Source organism: Nonomuraea sp. NPDC052265 (assembly GCF_044547985.1).
In the GTDB taxonomy this organism is placed as follows: domain Bacteria; phylum Actinomycetota; class Actinomycetes; order Streptosporangiales; family Streptosporangiaceae; genus Nonomuraea.
This window is the reverse complement of the sequence record NZ_JBIUBJ010000016.1, coordinates 36862-53679: the sequence shown is the minus strand read 5'-3', so window position 1 is coordinate 53679 and position 16818 is coordinate 36862. Positions and strand designations below refer to the sequence as shown.

Genomic DNA, 16818 nt, shown 5'->3' with positions numbered 1-16818 from the left:
AATCTCTCTTGTGAACTCCCCACCCGAGACACCCTCACCAGCGGAGCGGCCGGCGATCACAGACGCCGAGCTGCTGACCGCGCACATCAACGGGGATCCACACGCGTTCAGCGAGATCGTCAAAAGGCATCGTGACCGCATGTGGGCGGTTGCGCTGCGTACTCTCGGTGACCCTGACGAGGCGGCTGACGCCGTTCAGGACGCGTTCGTCTCCGCATATCGCAAGGCCGCCTCGTTCCGAGGTGAGGCGGCCGTCACCACCTGGCTCCACCGCATCGTCGTCAACGCCTGCCTCGACCGGATGCGGCGCAAGTCCGTCCGGCCGGTGGCCGACGACGAACTGATAGAGGCCGCCGAGCGGGACAGCCCGCTCCCCGACCAGACCGTCGAGCGCGAGGTCTCGATGGAGGTTTCGGCGGCTCTGAAAATGTTGCCCACCGACCAGCGGGCGGCTCTCGTGCTTGTGGACATGATGGGATATTCAGTCGAAGACGCAGCTCAGGTGCTTGGGGTGCCAAGCGGCACCGTGAAGAGCAGATGCGCGAGGGGCCGCGCGAAACTTGCCCCAATTCTTTCGCATCTGCGGAACCGTTCGGACCTCAACCGCGTCTCATCCGCGAAGGGAGCAGAACTTCGTGACGGGTGATACGCACTACGATCTTGAGGTCCTGGCCGAGCTGGCAGAGGATCTCTTGGACGCCGCGACGGCACGCCGGGTCCGCGAGCATCTCGCGGTCTGCGACCCCTGCGGGGAGCTGCTGGCAGACCTGGCGGCGGTTCGTGAGGTGCTCGCGGCGACTCCTACACCGGCCATGCCGATGGGCGTCGCACTGCGCATCGACAAGGCGCTGGCCGCCGAGGCGGAGTCCCGCCGCGGGGGTGTCGACCTCGTGGAGGCACCTGACTGGGACAGGCTCATGCGGGACTCCCCGTGGGAGCAGCCGGCGGCGGAGATCCCCGAGCCGGCGCGTCTCGGCGTGGTCTCCGACGACGGCACCATCGTCCCGGCCCGGACCAGGTCGTCCAGGCGACGCAGGTGGGCCATGCCCGCCGTGGCGGCGTCGGCGGCGGCCGCGGTGGTGGTCGGCACGCTGGCGCTCTCGGGCGGGTTGCTGGCCGGCGGGAGCGGACCGGGCGGTTCGTCCGGGCCCACGGTGGCGCAGCCGGCGACGCCGTCGAAGCCCCACCAGCGGGCGAGGGCCTACGCACTGACCGACAGCAACTACAACTACAGCGACCGGGAGCTGCGCCAGCCGCTACTCGGGTACTTCGGCGCCGCTCCGGCCGCCCTCGAAGGCTCCCCGGACACCGCCAGGGTCGACCGATGCGTCGGCAAGGTGGCCGCCCGTTCGAAGCTGCAGACGTTCGCGGTCGACCAGGGCCAGTACAACGGCCAGGAGGCGCTGATCGTGGCCTCCTGGAAGGACCGGGCCGACAAGAAGCTGCGCATCGACATCGTCGATCCGTTCAACTGCAAGAACCTGCGGAAGCCCACATTGGGCCGCTGGTAATCGAAAGCCCACGTCAGAGCCCGCTTCGGCGGGCTCTTTCGTTTCGCGGGCAAGGCCGGGAATCAGCTCGGCCTAGGATCTGTTGAGCCCGAAGCAAACAGCAGACGAGGAAGGCGTGGGAGCGTTGAGCGACGTTCGTAACGTGATCATCATTGGGTCGGGCCCTGCGGGCTACACCGCGGCCGTCTACTCCGCGCGCGCCGAACTCAAGCCGCTGGTCTTCGAGGGCTCCGTGACGGCGGGCGGTGCGCTCATGAACACCACCGACGTGGAGAACTTCCCCGGGTTCCCCGACGGCATCATGGGCCCCGATCTGATGGACAACCTGCGCAAGCAGGCCGAGCGCTTCGGCGCCGAGCTGGTGGCCGACGACGTGGTCGAGGTCGACCTGGAGGCCAACCCCAAGGTCGTCAAGACCCACACCGACACCTACTACGCCAAGTCGGTGATCCTGTCCATGGGCTCCGGCTACCGCGAGCTCGGCCTGGAGAACGAGAAGCGCCTGTCCGGCCACGGCGTGTCCTGGTGCGCCACCTGCGACGGCTTCTTCTTCCGCAACAAGGACATCGTGGTCGTGGGCGGCGGCGACACCGCCATGGAGGAGGCGACGTTCCTGACCCGGTTCGGGCGCATGGTGACGGTCGTCCACCGCCGTGGCGAGCTGCGCGCCAGCAAGATCATGCAGGAGCGCGCGTTCGCCAACGAGAAGATCCGTTTCGTCTGGGACTCCGAGGTCGTCGACGTGCTCGGCGACACCAAGGTCGAGGCGGTCAAGCTGCGCAACGTCGAGACCGGCGAGGAGTGCGAGCTGGCGACCGACGCGCTGTTCCTGGCCATCGGTCACGATCCCCGTACCGAGCTGGTCAAGGGCCAGATCGAGCTCGACGAGAACGGGTACATCAAGGTCGCCTCGCCGTCGACCGCCACCAACATCGACGGCGTGTTCGCGGCCGGCGACGTCGTCGACCACACCTACCGTCAGGCCATCACCGCGGCCGGCACCGGCTGTGCCGCCTCGCTCGACTCCGAGCGCTGGCTGGCCAACAACGAGAAGTAAGGAGCGCACCGTGAAGGCAGTTACCGACGCCACGTTCGAGACCGAGGTCCTCAAGAGCGACAAGCCCGTGCTGGTCGACTTCTGGGCCGAGTGGTGCGGCCCGTGCCGTCAGGTCGCGCCCATTCTCCAGGAGATCGCGAACGAGCACGGCGACAAGCTTGAGATCGTCAAGCTGAACATCGACGAGAACCCCGAGGTTCCGCGCGAGTACGGCGTGCTCCAGATCCCCACGATGAACGTCTACAAGGGGGGCGAGGTCGTGAAGCAGATCATCGGCGCCAAGCCGAAGGCCATGCTGCTCCGCGAGCTCGAAGGCATCATCTAGTCGCCCCCATGTCGAAGCCCCCGTGGCGGTGCCCGCGGGGGCTTTCGCTTGCCCTTCTCAGGCTCTCAAGAGGCGTCAGACGGGACGAAGGGCGCGCTCCGGGCTCATGGACCCCAGAAGGCGTTCAAGGGCCACCTCGACGTCCTCGCGCCACGAGACGGCGCTCTTCAGCTCCAAACGCAACCGCGGAAATCGCAAATGCGGTCGAACCGTCTTAAAACCCACAGAAAGCAAGTATTCAGCAGGAACTACACAACTAGGCTCTTCCCACTTGAGGTCGCCGAACGCCTCAATGGCCTTCACCCCGCGCCTGGTCAGATCCTTGGCCACTCCCTGAATGAGCATCCGGCCCAGCCCGCCGCCCGAGAACTCGGGGATGATGTGGGCCGTCATCAGCAGCACCGCGTCGGCGCTCACCGGCGAGGTGGGGAAGGCCAGCGAACGCGGGGTGTAGAGCGGCGGGCTGTAGAGGACGAACCCGGCCGGAACCCCGTCGACATAGGCGATTTTCCCGCAGCTCCCCCATTCCAGCAGCGTGCCCGAGATCCAGGCCTCCTTCTCCAGCCCGGAATCGCCCGAGTGCACGGCGCGCTCGCCACTGAGGGGATCCAGCTCCCAGAACACGCACCGCCGGCAGCGGCGCGGCAGATCTTCGAGATTGTCCAGGGTTATGTTGACCAGCCGGCGCGACAACTACGGCCCCTATCGTCGACCCAGAAAAAGCGCGCGAAAACCGCGTCCGTTGGTGGCATGGTAGCTCAGTGAAGATGCAGCCAGCGGATACCACGACGGTCGAGCCCGGTCACGAAGGACATGTCCGACTGGCGTAATCTGGTATTTCGGTCCGATATGACACCTAGGAGGTGGGCCGTGACGGAAGAGCTTGATCACGGTCAGACACCCGCGACCCAAGGGTCGCGCATCGACGCCTACGTCGACCGGTATGCCGCACGAGCTACCGGGATGGTCGCCTCCGAGATCCGAGCTCTCTTCGCCGTCGCGTCGAGACCCGAGGTGGTCTCGCTCGCCGGCGGCATGCCGTACGTCACGGCGCTCCCCCTCGACATGGTCGGCGAGCTGGTCTCCGACCTGGTCACCACGCGCGGCACGGTCGCGCTGCAATACGGTTCCGGCCAGGGTGACCCGGATCTGCGCGAGCAGATCTGCGAGGTCATGCGGCTGGAGGGGATCGAGGCCGGGGCGAACGACGTCGTCGTCACCGTCGGTTCACAGCAGGCGCTCGACCTGATCACCCGGATCTTCATCGACCCGGGCGACGTCGTGCTCGCCGAAGGCCCCTCGTACGTCGGGGCCCTGGGGACGTTCTCCGCCTACCAGGCCAAAGTGGTCCACATCGCCATGGACGATCAGGGCATCGTGCCCGAATCGCTGGCGCAGACCATCTACGCGCTGGAGACCGCCGGAGCGCCCGTCAAGTTCCTCTACACGATCCCGACCTTCCAGAACCCGGCCGGTGTCACGCTCAACCTGGCCAGGCGGCAGCAGGTGCTCGACATCTGCCAGCGCGCCGGGATCCTCATCATCGAGGACAACCCGTACGGGCTGCTCGGCTTCGACGGCGAGCCCATGCGCGCCCTGCGGGCCGACAACCCCGACGGCGTGGTCTACCTGGGGTCGTTCTCCAAGACGCTCGCCCCGGGCTTCCGCGTCGGCTGGGCGCTCGCGCCGCACGCCATCCGCGACAAGCTGATCCTGGCCATGGAGTCGGCCGTGTTGTCGCACTCGGTGTTCACGCAGCTCGCCGTGGGCCAATACCTGACCACGCAGCCGTGGCGGGAGCAGATCAAGTCCTTCAAGGAGCTCTACCGCGAGCGGCGCGACTCCATGCTGGACTCCCTGGAGGCCCTGATGCCGCCCGAGGTCACCTGGACCCGTCCGGCCGGTGGCTTCTTCGTCTGGGCGACGCTGCCCGAAGGGCTCGACTCCAAGGCGATCCTGCCGCGGGCCGTGGCCGAGCGGGTGGCGTTCGTACCCGGCACCGGGTTCTTCTCCGACGGCAGCGGCGCCCGGCACATGCGGCTGTCCTACTGCTTCCCCGAGCCCGATCGCATCCGCGAGGGCGTGCGGCGCCTGTCCGGGGTGATCGAGCAGGAGATGCAGCTCCGGGACATGTTCGGCACCGGCTCCGGTCCCGACCGGGTCGGCGTTGACACGCCGGGGCCCGAACTGGCCTAGCTTTCCTCGGTACGGCCGGCGCTCCCCGAGGACGGGGACGCCGGCCGTACTCGTGTGCGGGCCTCACCTACACCATTCGCCGCCAGCCGCCGGTACGGTTGGACGCGTACGATCAGCGGAGGAGATGTGATGAGCGATCTGGGCCACGTGCTCGTGCTGGCCGGGGGCCTCTCCTATGAGCGGGAGGTGTCCCTGCGCTCGGGCCGCCGGGTCAGCGAGGTGCTGCGCGCCACGGGCATCGACGTGGAGGCCCGCGACACCGACGCCTCCCTCGTGCCCGCCATCCTCGCCGACCCGCCCGAGGCGGTGTTCGTCACCCTCCACGGCGGCGCGGGCGAGGACGGCGCCATCCGTTCCGTGCTCGAACTCCTCGACGTTCCCTACGTCGGCGCCGGTCCCGACGCCTGCCGGGTGGCCTTCGACAAGCCCACCGCCAAGGCCGTCGTACGCTCGGTCGGGCTGCGCACCCCCGAGTCCGTCACCCTCCCCCGCGAGACCTTCCACGACCTCGGCGCCACCGTCGTGCTCGGCCGCATCATCGACCGGCTCGGCCTCCCGCTGTTCGTCAAGCCCGCCCGCGGCGGCTCGGCCCTCGGGGCCTCCATCGTCCGTACGGCCGAAGACCTTCCCGCCGCCATGGTCGGCTGCTTCGCCTACGGCGACACCGCCCTCATCGAGCGGTACGTCGAGGGGGTCGAGGTGTCGGTCTCGGTCGTCGACCTCGGCGAGGGGCCCGTGGCGCTGCCCGCCGTGGAGATCGTCCCCGACGCCGGCGTCTACGACTACGCGGCTCGTTACACGGCCGGGCACACCGAGTTCTTCGCCCCCGCCCGCCTCTCCCCGGCCGCCGCCGAGGCGTGCGCCCAGATGGCCGTGACGGCGCACACGGCGTTGGGGCTGCGGGACATCTCCCGTACCGACCTGATCGTGGACGCGGCCGGCGACCCGCATTTCCTGGAGGTCAACGTGGCGCCGGGGATGACGGAGACGTCGCTGCTGCCGATGGCGGCGGAGGCGGCGGGCCGCGACCTCGGCGACCTCTGCCGCACCCTCCTCCAGAACGCCGCCGACCGCCACCGACCCTGAGCCCGGTCCTCCTCGGGGGCGACGAGCGGTGGATCGTCGGCTCCCACCGCTTCTCACGGCTGAACGGGTCAACGCTGCCGACGCATTCGCGGCCTGATCCTCCCGAGAGGTCACCAGCGAAACACGCCGTCGAGGCTCAACACCGGATCACCCCTCTCCCGGCAGCAGGCCACCACCTCTCCACCGGCGCCGTTGAACCAGCCCCCGCCCGCCCCAGCCGTGCCTGCTCAGCACACCTCCCCCGCAGACCGCCCACCCCGACTCCTTCAGCACAGCTCCCGTAGCCCCCCGACTCCTCCAGCACGCCTCCCCTGTAGACCGCTCGCCACGACTTCTTCAGCGCGCCTCCCCTACAGACCACCCCCGACTTCTTCAGCGCGCCTCCCCTGAACACCACCGCCCCAGCCCCTCCCCGCCCCCCTCTGCGCGCCACCGCGTCCGCCCTGAACCCCGCCGCTTCCCAGCGCGCTCTCCGGCCGTGCCCACCCCCGAGCGCCACGTCATCGCCTCCGCCAACTCCTCTCCCAGTGGCGCGCCTTCCAAGCCGCCGGGCCATCCGTCGCCGAAACGCTCGAACAACCGGCGTATCCGCACCGTCCCGCACCCTCGACAACGCCACGGGGAGACATCCCCCGGTCCGGGAGCCACCCCGCCCAAGGACCTTGCATAGCCTTACGGTGTGCCGATCAATCCCACCCACCCCAAGAGCTTCGCCAGCGACAACCACGCAGGCGTGCATCCCGACATCCTCCACGCCATGACCACCGCCAACCACGGAGACGCCCCCGCCTACGGCGACGACACCTGGACCTCAACCTTCGAGCGCAAGATCAAGGAAGCGTTCGGCCCCACAGCAGAAGGCTTCGCCGTACTCAACGGAGCCGGCGCCAACATGGTCGGCCTGGCCCTCATGCTCGGCCGCTACGACGCCATCCTCTGCGCCGACACCGCCCACATCGCCACCCACGAAACCGGCGCCACGGAACGCCTGCTGGGCGTGAAGCTCCGCACCATCCCCACCCCTCAGGGCAAGCTTCACCCGGACGACATCAAGGCCCACCTGAACCTCATTGGCCAGCACCACGAGCCCCAACCAACGGTCGTCTCCATCTCCCAGGTGACCGAGCTGGGCACCTGCTACTCCCCCGCCGAGATCGCCGCCCTGGCCGAGACAGCCCACGCCTCCGGCCTACGCCTCCACGTTGACGGCGCCCGCCTCGCCAACGCCGCCGCCCACCTCGACTGCTCCCTGAAAGCCATCACCACGGACGCAGGCGTAGACGTCTTCAGCTTCGGTGGCACCAAGAACGGCGCCATGGCCGCCGAAGCGGTGGTCGTCCTGGATCCGTCCTTGACCGATGCGGTGCCCTACCTCCGGCGGCAGTCACTGCAACTGGCCTCGAAGATGCGCTTCGTCTCGGCCCAGCTCTCCGCGCTCCTGACCGACGACCTCTGGCACCGCAACGCCTCGCACGCCAACCAGATGGCCCTCCGTCTGGCGAACGGCCTCGCAGACGTACCCGGCGTCACCCTCACCCACCCCGTGGAGTCCAACGCCGTCTTCGCCACGCTCCCCCACGCCGTCAGCGAATCCCTCCGCCGGCACTACCTCTTCCACTACTGGGACGAGGCGGCAGGCACCGTCCGCTGGATGACCGCCTTCGACACCACCGAAGAACACGTGGACGACTTCCTGGCCACCCTCCACAAGACAGCCACCCCCTAACCCGTCGCCCCCGTTTCACGTGAAACACCGCCTCCCCACCGCGCCGAGCCACGCAGGGTTTCACGTGAAACACCGCCTCCCAGCGACGACGAGAGAGCGTCGGCGCACGCTCTGAGGGCGTGAACCGGGACACGAAGGCCGAGGAAATCGAGACCATCCGATGCTCAGCACCATGAAGACCACCGCTGGCGGGCGTAGTCAGCGGACACGCTGGTTCAAGAAGAACGACGCCACTCAGCGATCGTGATGACGCGGCAGCAAGAGAGACGGCGAGCCGGAGAGAAGAGAAGACCGCCAGAAGAGGAGAGCCGAGGAGAGAAGGTGAGGCCGGGCGAGGAGAGGAGAGAAGGGCCACGGAGTGGTTTCACGTGAAAGAGCGAGGGGTTTCACGTGAAACACGTCAAGCCAGCCCGTGAAACACCTCGGGTCAGTGAAACGCCTCGGGTCAGTGAAACACCTCGGGTCAGTGAAACACCTCGGGTCAGTGAAACACCTCGGGTCAGTGAAACACCTCGGGTCAGTGAAACACCTCGGGTCAGTGAAACACCTCAGGTCAGTCTTCGCGCTCTCGCATCGCCCGAGCCGCCTCCGGCGCCATCGTCCCGATGATGCGCTCAAGGTCGTCGATCGTCGCGAACTCCACCACGATCCGCCCCTTGCGCCGCCCCAAGTCCACCTTGACCTTCGTCTCGAAGTGGTCGGAGAGCCGGTCCGCCAGATGCGTCAGCCCAGGAGCCGTGGGCTTGGCCACCTGCCGCTCACGCGGCGCCTTCTGAGCGGCCTTCGCGCTGCCCATCGCGACGATCTCCTCCACCGCCCTCACGGACAGAAGCTCCGCCACGATGCGCTTGGCCAACTGAACCTGCTCCTCCGCACTGTTGAGGCCGAGCAGGGCGCGGGCGTGCCCGGCGCTGATGGTGCCGGCGGCCACGCGGAGCTGGACCTCCGGAGGGAGGTTGAGAAGCCGGAGCGTGTTGGTGATGTGGGAACGAGAGCGGCCCACCTTGCTGGCCAGCTGCTCGTGCGTGGCCTGGAAGTCGTCCAGCAACTGCTGGTAGGCGGCCGCCTCTTCCAGAGCGTTCAGCTGCTCGCGCTGGAGGTTCTCGATGAGGGCGTCCCGGAGGAGGTCGGTGTCCTGCGTGTTCCGCACGATCGCGGGAACCGGGTCCAGACCGACCTGCTGGCACGCCCGCCAGCGCCGCTCCCCCATGATCAGCTCGTACTGGCCGCCGCCCACAGAGCGCACCACGATCGGCTGCAGCAGGCCGACCTCGCGGATCGAGTCGGCGAGCTCCTGGAGGCGCTCCCCGTCGAACACCTCACGCGGCTGGCGCGGGTTGGGGACGATCGCGGCCAGGGCGACCTCTTTGAAGTACGCTCCAGCGATCGGCTTCGGGCCCACCTCGACCGTGGAACCGTTCGAGGGAGCGGGCGCCGTACCCGGGCCGTCAACAATGGGTCCGGTCGGGATGAGCGCCCCGAGTCCCTTGCCCAATCCCCGCCGCTGCTGACTCACTGCGTCTCCTCATCCAGCCGGTCGAATCCAGCCGGTCGATTCCGGTCACTCCAGGAGAGGTTACCGTTGCAGGCCCAACGGGGTGCCCCCACGCCACACACAGTCCTGTGGGATTTACGCCGACACGGCCACAAATCTGCTCAACCCGCGACTTGCGACGAACGAGCCCACCCACCCGGCCGCCGGCCCCGGCCAACGACAGCAGACCGGTGATTCCACACAGGCCACCCGGAACACAGGCATGACGAGCCTCACAGCCGACACGACATCACCAGGGGCCCTCTCGCCCAGTACGCGAAAGACCCGCGACCAGCTCAGGCCACAGCAGCCTGATGGGCGATCTCGCGAGCCGCGTCCATGTACGCCATCGCCCCGCTCGACCCCGGGTCGTACGTCATGACCGACTGCCCGTAGCTGGGCGCCTCCGACAACCGGACGCTGCGCGGGATGACCGTCTTCAGCACCGTGTCCCCGAAGTGCGACCGCACCTCGTCGGCGACCTGCGAAGCCAGCCGGGTACGCCCGTCGTACATCGTCAGGACGATCGTGGAGAGCCGCAGGGTCGGGTTGAGGTGTGCCTTGATGAGGTCGACGTTCCTGAGGAGCTGCCCCAGGCCCTCCAGCGCGTAGTACTCGCACTGGATCGGGATCATGACCTCCTCCGCGGCGACCAGGGCGTTGACCGTCAGCAGGCCGAGGGACGGCGGGCAGTCGATGACGATGTAGTCGAACTCCTCCTCGTACGCCGCCAGCGCCCGCCGGAGCCGCGCCTCCCGCGCCACCAGCGAGACGAGCTCGATCTCCGCGCCGGCCAGATCGATCGTGGCGGGGGCGCAGTAGAGGTTCGGCATCTCGGGGACCTGCTTGACGATGTCCGCCATGGGCAGATCGTCGACGAGCACCTGGTAGACATCCGGTACGTCACCGCGATGCTCGGTCGCCAAAGCCGTGGAGGCGTTGCCCTGAGGGTCGAGGTCCACCACGAGGACTCGCTGGCCATGCATCGACAGGGCCGCCGCGATGTTCACCGAGGTGGTGGTCTTGCCGACGCCGCCCTTCTGGTTGGCCACCGCGACCACCCTGCACTTCGCCGGACGCGGCCAGGAGCCGTCGCCCTCACTGCTGGTGCCGCCACGCTGGGCGGCGGCGGGCTGCGCAGCGGGTGGCTGCGCGACGGGTGCCTGGGTGGCGGCCGGCTGGGTGGCAGGCGTTTCACGTGAAACCACTGAACTGAGCGCCTCTCGTACCAACGGCGAATCACCGGGGTTCAGGGGGGTCTGGGTCACGTTGGCCATCCTTTCAACCAGTGGTGTGCCGGTGCCGGGAATTTGCTGTTGCGACACGCCCATTTCGGGCCATCCAACCCCGGCTGGGCTCTCGGACCGACGGCTGTCCGGCCAGCCAAGACCGCAAGACGCGACTGGCACAGCCGTCACCTCCTTCGTCGCCGCCTGGCTTGCTCCGGCGCGCGACCCGCTACCACCCGAACCAATGTTGCAGGCGGCTCGACCTTACCGTGCCCGACGGTCACAAGCTCGGCCGTTCGGGCCCCGATGGCCCGCAATTGGGACTCCGCCTCGGCGAGCTCGCCGGCGGCCCGCTCCCCCTTCATGGCTATCAGCTCGCCGCCCTCCCGCAGAAGAGGCATGGCCCATTTCAGCAGCCGGTCGAGCGGCGCGACCGCCCGAGCGCTGGCGACGTCGAACTCCCGCTTACCCGCCAGCTCCTCAGCCCGCCCGCGCAGCACCTCGACGTTGTCCAGCTTGAGCGTCTCGACGCACTCCTCCAGGAACACCGTACGGCGAAGCAGCGGCTCCAGCAGCGTGACCTCGATGTCCTGACGGACGATGGCCAGGACGAGCCCCGGCAGCCCCGCCCCGGAGCCGATGTCCACCAGGCTCACCTCCGGCGGCACGGCCTCGGCGACGACGGCGCAGTTGAGCAGGTGACGATCCCAGATACGCGGCACCTCACGCGGCCCCAGCAGTCCCCGGACGACACCCGGGCCCGCCAGCAGCTCGGCGAACGCGTTCGCGCGGTCCCATGCCTCCCCGGCGAAGACGTCCCGCGCTATGTCCGGCGGCGCCGGAAGCTCTTCGCTCACTGGATGCTGGCCCTTTCTCGGTCTCAGATGGTGTTCGTACTCAGGTTGCCTGCTCGGCGATGGCGCCGGAGGGCGTTCGACGGTGGGTGTCTCGACGTTCTAGGGGCGCTGTCCACCCAAGGCTAGATGTGAGATCACACAGGAAGACTAGCGGGCTGGCATGTAGGTGACCGTCGAGCACGCGCCGCGCCCGCCTCTCGATCCCACCACCGACGCCAACTCCCCCATAAACGACATAAGCGCAAGGCGCCCTTAAGAGTGCTCTTCCGGACGAACATCAAGGTCAACTCACAAAAGCGCACACACTCCCGCTGACCACTCTGAACACGCACGCCAGCGCACGAAAGCCCCGTAGAACGCTCCGACCACCAGGAATCAGCGGCAATCCGCACAGGTCTGGATGCCCATCAGCAAACGCCCTAACAGGCCACGCAAGCCCACACCCCCGCACATACAGCCATAAATACGGAAACGGCCGCCCATCAGCGCACCCAAGCGCCGACAGACGGCCGAACCGGCTGACAATGCACGTTTCAGGCGGGAAGGACCACCACGTACCGCTGCGGCTCCTCACCCTCGGACTCGCTGCGCAGCCCGGCGGCCGCCACCGCGTCGTGGACGATCTTCCGCTCGAACGGCGTCATCGGGTGCAGCGCCTTGGGCTCACCCTTCTCCTTGACCTGGGTGGCGACCTCGGTGCCGAGCTTGCTCAGCTCGGCCCGGCGCCGCTCGCGGTAGCCGGCGACGTCGAGCATGAGCCGCGACCGCTCCCCGGTCTGCCGGTGGACGGCCAGCCGGGTCAGCTCCTGCAGCGCCTCCAGGACCTCGCCCGCGGGACCCACCAGCTCGTTGCCCTTGAGCCCCACGACGGAGACCATGGCTCGGTCGCCCTCGACGTCCATGTCGATGTCACCGTCGATGTCGGCGATGTCGAGAAGGCCCTCGACGTAGTCGGCAGCGATCTCGCCTTCCTGCTCAAGCGCGTTGAGATCAGGAGCCTTCTCCTGCTCGGCCTCGGTCATGGCCGGCCTCTCCTTCGTGTTCAAGACTTCTTGCTGCCGGTGCGCTTGCTGCGGGACTGGCGGCTGGGCTGCTGCCTAATGATCTTAGGCTCCGGCGGTGCGGGAGGTGCCTCCTCTTCCGGAGTGGTCTTCCGCATCTTTGCCACCAGGCCGGGCTTGGGCGTCACGGGAACAGCGTTGCCCTTGGCGTCGAACTGCGGCATCGGGTGCCGGCTGTAGAACCAGTGCTGCTGGCCCAGCGTCCACAGGTTGGTGGTGACCCAGTAGAGGATCAGGCCCAGCGGGAAGTTGAGGCTGAAGAAGGCGAACAGCGGCGAGATGTACATCAGGATCTTCTGCTGCTGCGCCATGGGGTTGTCCGGCATCTGGGCCATCGAGCGGGTCACGCTCTGCCGGACGGTGAGGAACGTGGTCAGCGAGCTGATCGCCACGAAGAAGCCGATGACGACCTTCTGGGCGATGTCAGGAGCCTCGAAGAACGTGGCCGGCAGGGGGGCGTTGATGATCAGCGCGTGCTTGGCGCTGTCGACCAGCTCCTGCGACATGCCGAACTTGGCCTGGTCGGCGGCGATGGCCCGCAGCACGGTGAACATCGAGATGAAGATCGGGAACTGCGCCACGACGGGGAGGCAGCCACCGAGGGGGTTGGCGCCCGCACCCTGGTACAGCGCCATGACCTCCTGGTTCATGCGCTGCTTGTCGTTCTTGTAGCGCTTGCGGAGCTCCTGGACCTTCGGTGCCAGCTCCTGCATCTTCCGCGACGACCGCATCTGCTTGAGGAACAGCGGGAAGATGAGGATCCGCATGCAGACAGTCAGCGTGACGATGGTCAGCGCCCAGGTCAACCCGCTGTTGGGGTCGAGGAAAGTGCTGTAGACCTGGTGGATCCAGGTGATGACTTGGGCGACGGCCGTGTACAGCCAATTGAGCCAGGACAGCTCCACCGAGCTAGCTCCCTTGCGTTTCGTGGGACCGGACCGGGCGTGGGGGCACCGGGTCTATACCTCCGGGATGGAATGGGTGGCACCGCCCGATGCGCCGGACAGTCAGCCAAGTGCCGCGCAATGCCCCATGTACGGCAATCGCCTCGAGCCCATACGCGCTGCACGACGGGTAGAACCGGCAGCGTGGACCGAGCATCGGGCTGATGAACGCCCGGTAGAACCGAATGGGGATGATCAGCGCCCGGGCGGCGAGGCCCGGCACCCCTTGCGGCTGCTCCGTCATCTGTGTCCACCCGTCGAGGACTCACGCCGCCTGAGCAAACGATCCAGCGCGGCGTCGAGCTCGGCGGCCAGTTGCTCGACGCACGCGGACGCGGCCGGTGGGTTGGCGCGTACCACCAGCAGGCTACCTCGCGGCAGCCGGTCGAGACGGTCGCGCATCAGGTGTCGGAGCCGTCGTTTGACCTTGTTCCGGGTCACCGCGCCACCAACGGCCTTGCTCACCACGAAACCAACCAGAGGTGTCTCTTCCCCAGAAAAGTTGAGATGCACCACCAGAGTGGGACGGCCGGCGCGTTTTCCGCGCCGGACCGCCGCTTCGAATTCGTCCCCGCGCCGCATGCGGGATTTACGGGACAGCACCGTATACGCCTAACGCCCGTCGGCGAGGTACACCGACGGGCCGGACTTCGGGCGCGGGTCGATCAGGCCGACAGCTTCTCGCGGCCCTTACGGCGACGGGCAGCGAGGATGGCGCGACCGGCCCGGGTGCGCATCCGCAGCCGGAAGCCGTGGGTCTTCGCGCGGCGACGGTTGTTCGGCTGGAAAGTACGCTTGCTCACGAGTGGGCTCCAGGCTTGAAGGTGCGCCCAGGGGCGCTTATACACACATGGCCGGCCTGCCGTGGGAGCGAGGGCACGCGAAATAGCCGTCGCGTGGCAAGCCGACCGTCGTACGTTACGGGCCAACGGCGTCCCAGGTCAAACCGAACGGGTTATCCACTGATCCACAGGCGACTTTTCCACCGCCGGGCCCACGTCCACAGTTTGTGCATCCGGGTGCCACTAGGCTGTGGACAACGTCTTGAACACAGCTGTGCACATGGATACTGTCGGCCCTTCTGGACCACCTGAAACACCGTGCACAGCCTGTGGATCTCCTGTGGAGGACCTGGGTACGAAGCCCTGCCGCCACGCTGTGGACGAAGGGGTCGCCGACCGCTCGGGGCGGCCACGGTCATGTGGATAAACGATCGCGGGGGGCCGCGAGAGGAAGGAGGGGAGCCGCACCATGAGTGGTGTCGACCTCGGCACGGTATGGGCGAGGGCCCTGGGCAACTTCCTCAACGAGAACGTGCCCATCCAGCAGCGCACCTGGCTGTCGATGGTCCGGCCGATCGCCCTCGCGGACGACACGATCGTGCTCGGCGTCCCCAACGACTTCCTCAAGGACCTCATCGAGGGCAAGTTGCGCCCGCTGGTGGCCCACGCGCTGTCGCAGGAACTCGGGATGACGATGCGGCTGGCCGTGATGATCGACACCACGGCCCCCGAACAGCCTTTGCCAGACACCCATCAACAGCCTGTGAATATGCCCTATCCCCAGAGTGTGGATAGCCAGCCGCGTTACACACAGGCGGTGCAACCCCAGCACTACCAGGTATCCGAGCCCCCGCAGTTCTATTCTCCACAGCCTGAGCAGCCACCGGCGTCCACCGAATATCCACAGCCTTCGTTCTCTTTTGAACAGGTGCAGCCGTACACGCCGCCTGTGGAGAAAGCGCCGGAGCCGGCGCCGAATCGCTGGGAAGCCAAGAGCAACAAGCCCAGCGAGCCGGCCAGACTCAACCAGAAGTACACATTTGAGACATTCGTCATCGGCGCCAGCAACCGGTTCGCGCACGCCGCGGCCGTGGCGGTGGCCGAATCCCCCGCGAAGGCGTACAACCCGCTCTTCATTTACGGCGACTCCGGCCTGGGGAAGACGCACCTGCTGCACGCGATCGGGCATTACGCGCAGAGCCTGTACGACGGCGCCCGGGTGAGGTACGTGAGCTCGGAGGAGTTCACCAACGACTTCATCAACAGCATCCGCGACCACAAGGCCGACGGCTTCCGCGGCCGCTACCGGGCGATCGACATCCTGCTCGTGGACGACATCCAGTTCCTGGAGGGCAAGGAGCAGACGCAGGAGGAGTTCTTCCACACCTTCAACACCCTCCACAACGCGAACAAGCAGATCGTCATCTCCAGCGACCGCGCGCCCAAGCAGCTCATCACGCTGGAGGACCGGCTGCGCAACCGGTTCGAGTGGGGTCTGATCACCGACGTCCAGCCGCCCGAGCTGGAGACCCGCATCGCGATCCTGCGGAAGAAGGCCATCCAGGAGGGCCTGGCCGCACCGCCCGAGGTGCTGGAGTACATCGCGAGCCGGATCTCCACCAACATCCGCGAGCTGGAGGGCGCCCTGATCAGGGTGACCGCGTTCGCCAGCCTCAACAGGCAGGGTGTGGACCTGCAGCTCGCCGAGGTCGTGCTGAAGGACCTGATCACCTCGGAGTCCGACACCGAGATCACGATCGCGGCCATCATGACCGAGACCGCCAACTACTTCGGCATCAGCATCGAGGACCTGTGCGGCACCTCGCGCAGCCGCGCGCTCGTCAACGCCCGGCAGATCGCCATGTACCTGGCGCGCGAGCTGACCGAGCTGTCGCTGCCGAAGATCGGCCAGCAGTTCGGCGGCCGCGACCACACCACCGTGATGCACGCCGAGCGCAAGATCCGGTCGCTCATCGCCGAGCGCAGGTCGATGTACAACCAGGTCAACGAGCTGACAATGCGTATCAAACAGAGCAAGCGTGGATCTTGATGGTCATGCACAGCCTGTGGAAAACACTGTGGACCAGCGGAAACGCAAAATCGCCGCGTCGGTACGACCACCAATGCCGGGAAAAATCCGCCCACAAGGGCTGGGGACGAATCTGGGGACATCCTGAGGAGAACCTGGGGATGACTCGTGGATAACGTGTGGACAGCCTGTGAACAGTCGATCTGGGGCTCCAGAAGGCACCCTCGTACCCCGTGGACAACCTGTGGAAACCTCGTGGATAACCGGTGGATGAACACACCATGATCTGGGGACGGCCTGTGGGCAACGATTCTTCATCCCCAGGCGGCGAAGTTACCCCCAGGCGTCACCCACACCCTCGGTGGATGAAAATACGGGTGCTGACCTGCAAGGACTTCAGTTGTCCACAGTTCCCACAGCCCCTAGTGTGATGACCTCTTATCTCTCTTACTAAGAAAATCAAAGACCCATAGAGGGGTTC

Annotated in this window: 17 protein-coding genes; 8 read left to right on the top strand and 9 right to left on the bottom strand. The window is 67.2% G+C overall.

Annotated elements, in window-relative coordinates:
• Nucleotides 1-10 precede the first annotated feature (10 nt).
• From sigM to trxA, 4 genes are all read left to right on the top strand, one after another.
• Nucleotides 11-646 carry an RNA polymerase sigma factor SigM gene (sigM, locus tag ACIHAD_RS35230; protein WP_397359048.1) on the top strand — a complete coding sequence of 212 codons (636 nt, stop codon included), beginning with the start codon at nucleotides 11-13 and terminating at the stop codon, nucleotides 644-646.
• Nucleotides 636-1511 (top strand): anti-sigma factor family protein, encoded by an 876-nt coding sequence (locus ACIHAD_RS35225; RefSeq protein ID WP_397359047.1) that lies wholly within the window; start codon nucleotides 636-638, stop codon nucleotides 1509-1511. The genes sigM and ACIHAD_RS35225 overlap by 11 nt, the downstream gene beginning before the upstream one ends.
• Before the next feature lie 124 nt (nucleotides 1512-1635).
• Nucleotides 1636-2568: a thioredoxin-disulfide reductase gene (gene trxB, locus ACIHAD_RS35220; protein ID WP_397359046.1), complete on the top strand. Its 933-nt coding sequence runs from the start codon at nucleotides 1636-1638 to the stop codon at nucleotides 2566-2568.
• 10 nt (nucleotides 2569-2578) lie between these two features.
• Nucleotides 2579-2893, top strand: coding sequence for a thioredoxin (trxA, locus tag ACIHAD_RS35215; protein ID WP_397359045.1), 315 nt, complete (start codon nucleotides 2579-2581; stop codon nucleotides 2891-2893).
• A 75-nt stretch (nucleotides 2894-2968) separates the two neighbouring features.
• On the opposite strand, the gene ACIHAD_RS35210 is transcribed toward trxA, so the two are convergent.
• Nucleotides 2969-3586: a GNAT family N-acetyltransferase gene (locus ACIHAD_RS35210; RefSeq protein ID WP_397359044.1), complete on the bottom strand. Its 618-nt coding sequence runs from the start codon at nucleotides 3584-3586 to the stop codon at nucleotides 2969-2971.
• 177 nt (nucleotides 3587-3763) lie between these two features.
• Between ACIHAD_RS35210 and ACIHAD_RS35205 the strand changes: the two genes are divergently transcribed.
• The 3 genes from ACIHAD_RS35205 (at nucleotide 3764) to ACIHAD_RS35195 (ending at nucleotide 7901) form a co-directional block, all read left to right on the top strand.
• Entirely contained in the window at nucleotides 3764-5089 is a 1326-nt protein-coding gene (locus tag ACIHAD_RS35205; RefSeq protein WP_397359043.1) for a PLP-dependent aminotransferase family protein, read from the top strand.
• Between the two features lie 129 nt (nucleotides 5090-5218).
• Nucleotides 5219-6175: a D-alanine--D-alanine ligase gene (locus ACIHAD_RS35200; protein ID WP_397359042.1), complete on the top strand. Its 957-nt coding sequence runs from the start codon at nucleotides 5219-5221 to the stop codon at nucleotides 6173-6175.
• A 679-nt stretch (nucleotides 6176-6854) separates the two neighbouring features.
• Nucleotides 6855-7901, top strand: coding sequence for a threonine aldolase family protein (locus ACIHAD_RS35195; protein ID WP_397359041.1), 1047 nt, complete (start codon nucleotides 6855-6857; stop codon nucleotides 7899-7901).
• Nucleotides 7902-8454: 553 nt separating this feature from the next.
• Here the strand turns inward: ACIHAD_RS35195 and ACIHAD_RS35190 are convergent.
• The 8 genes from ACIHAD_RS35190 to rpmH all read right to left on the bottom strand — a co-directional run bounded on the left by ACIHAD_RS35190 (nucleotide 8455) and on the right by rpmH (nucleotide 14329).
• A complete protein-coding gene (locus ACIHAD_RS35190) occupies nucleotides 8455-9417 on the bottom strand; it encodes a ParB/RepB/Spo0J family partition protein (RefSeq protein WP_397359040.1) in 963 nt (320 codons plus the stop codon).
• Nucleotides 9418-9731: 314 nt separating this feature from the next.
• Nucleotides 9732-10712 (bottom strand): ParA family protein, encoded by a 981-nt coding sequence (locus ACIHAD_RS35185; RefSeq protein WP_397359039.1) that lies wholly within the window; start codon nucleotides 10710-10712, stop codon nucleotides 9732-9734.
• Nucleotides 10713-10849: 137 nt separating this feature from the next.
• A complete protein-coding gene (gene rsmG / locus ACIHAD_RS35180; RefSeq protein WP_397359038.1) occupies nucleotides 10850-11521 on the bottom strand; it encodes a 16S rRNA (guanine(527)-N(7))-methyltransferase RsmG in 672 nt (223 codons plus the stop codon).
• Nucleotides 11522-12054: 533 nt separating this feature from the next.
• Nucleotides 12055-12543 carry a protein jag gene (locus ACIHAD_RS35175; protein ID WP_397359037.1) on the bottom strand — a complete coding sequence of 163 codons (489 nt, stop codon included), beginning with the start codon at nucleotides 12541-12543 and terminating at the stop codon, nucleotides 12055-12057.
• A gap of 20 nt (nucleotides 12544-12563) precedes the next feature.
• The gene (yidC, locus tag ACIHAD_RS35170; RefSeq protein ID WP_397359036.1) at nucleotides 12564-13487 is read right to left on the bottom strand and encodes a membrane protein insertase YidC; all 924 of its coding nucleotides are present in this window, start codon (nucleotides 13485-13487) and stop codon (nucleotides 12564-12566) included.
• A gap of 4 nt (nucleotides 13488-13491) precedes the next feature.
• Entirely contained in the window at nucleotides 13492-13770 is a 279-nt protein-coding gene (gene yidD, locus ACIHAD_RS35165; RefSeq protein WP_397359035.1) for a membrane protein insertion efficiency factor YidD, read from the bottom strand.
• The gene (rnpA, locus tag ACIHAD_RS35160; RefSeq protein ID WP_397359034.1) at nucleotides 13767-14129 is read right to left on the bottom strand and encodes a ribonuclease P protein component; all 363 of its coding nucleotides are present in this window, start codon (nucleotides 14127-14129) and stop codon (nucleotides 13767-13769) included. The genes yidD and rnpA overlap by 4 nt, the downstream gene beginning before the upstream one ends.
• A 62-nt stretch (nucleotides 14130-14191) precedes the next feature.
• Nucleotides 14192-14329, bottom strand: a complete 138-nt coding sequence (rpmH, locus tag ACIHAD_RS35155) for a 50S ribosomal protein L34 (protein WP_043614899.1) — start codon at nucleotides 14327-14329, stop codon at nucleotides 14192-14194.
• A 448-nt stretch (nucleotides 14330-14777) separates the two neighbouring features.
• Here rpmH and dnaA point away from each other — a divergent pair, with 448 nt between their 5' ends.
• Nucleotides 14778-16358 carry a chromosomal replication initiator protein DnaA gene (dnaA, locus tag ACIHAD_RS35150; protein ID WP_397359033.1) on the top strand — a complete coding sequence of 527 codons (1581 nt, stop codon included), beginning with the start codon at nucleotides 14778-14780 and terminating at the stop codon, nucleotides 16356-16358.
• Nucleotides 16359-16818 lie beyond the last annotated feature (460 nt).